At 54.3% G+C, this 1,208-nt stretch carries 1 protein-coding gene; it reads left to right on the forward strand.

Going from position 1 to position 1,208, the window contains the following annotated elements; all coding sequences use genetic code 11:
• Positions 1-90: 90 nt before the first annotated feature.
• Positions 91-1,208: VWA domain-containing protein (locus tag V6D20_06365; protein HEY9815410.1), on the forward strand; the 1,118-nt coding region annotated here is incomplete at its 3' end.

Here is a 1,208-nt window from a genome sequence, read left to right on the forward strand (position 1 = left end):
GTGGACAGAAATGGAAACGTTATCCTGAAATTACGGAATTTCCGTCCCTGCGATGGGGTTAAAGATAGTGCCTTATTGGAACAAGCAACCATGAAAGTCGGACTCCAAGCTCTCCTCAGTGATGCCCACATTGATGCCCAGCAATCCCATAGTCAGCGGCAATTGTCCCTCTCCATCACGGCGATCGCCGACGGATTTACCGATCAAAATCTACCGCTCAATCTTTGCTTAGTGCTGGATCACAGTGGCTCCATGGGGGGTAGACCGCTGCGGACAGTGAAGGAAGCTGCCATGAAACTTGTCGATAAACTCCGGGACGGCGATCGCCTCTCCGTCATCGCCTTTGACCACAAAGCAAAAGTGATCGTCTCCAACCAAGATGCCAGCGATAAAGACCACATCAAAAAGCAAATTAGTCGCCTAGAAGCCGCCGGGGGCACTTGCATCGACGACGGCATGAAACTGGGTTTACAAGAACTCACCGCCAGCACCGGCAACCGCGCCGCCCAAGTCTTTATCCTCACCGACGGCGAAAATGAACATGGCGATAATAACCGCTGCCTCGACATTGCCCGCCTCGCCGCCAGCCATGGTGTCACCCTCAGCACCCTCGGTTTTGGCAGCAACTGGAACCAAGATGTCCTCGAAAGCATTGCCGATGCCGCCAACGGTAGCCTTGCCTATATCGAAGACCCAGACCAAGCCGTAGCTGAATTTGACCGCCTCCTCAGTCGCGCCCAGTCTGTCGGTTTAACCAATGCCCAACTTTTATTACAACTAACGCCCAATTCCCGTCTCGCCGATCTCAAACCCCTTGCCCAAGTCGCCCCCGAAACTATCGAGTTAGAAGTGGTCAAAGAGGGGGATTTCTATGGTGTGCGCCTAGGGGATCTGATGACGGATGCGCCTAGGGTGATTCTTGCCAATCTCTACATTGACCAACTCGCCCCGGGTGAGCAAACGATCGCCACGGTACAGGTGCGTTACGATGACCCTGCCAGCGAGCAAACCCAGCTCATGTCCGAGACCATTCCCGTTACGGTGGAAGTACAGTCCCAATATCAGCCAGACCCCAACGCCGCTGTCCAACTCTCCATCCTTGCCCTCGCCAAATATCGTCAAACCCAGATGGCTGAGGCTAAGCTAAAATCCGGCGATCGCCAAGGAGCTGCCACGATGCTCCAAACTGCTGCCAAAACCGCAATCCA

It is taken from the genome of Candidatus Obscuribacterales bacterium (genome assembly GCA_036703605.1).
Lineage (GTDB): Bacteria > Cyanobacteriota > Cyanobacteriia > RECH01 > RECH01 > RECH01.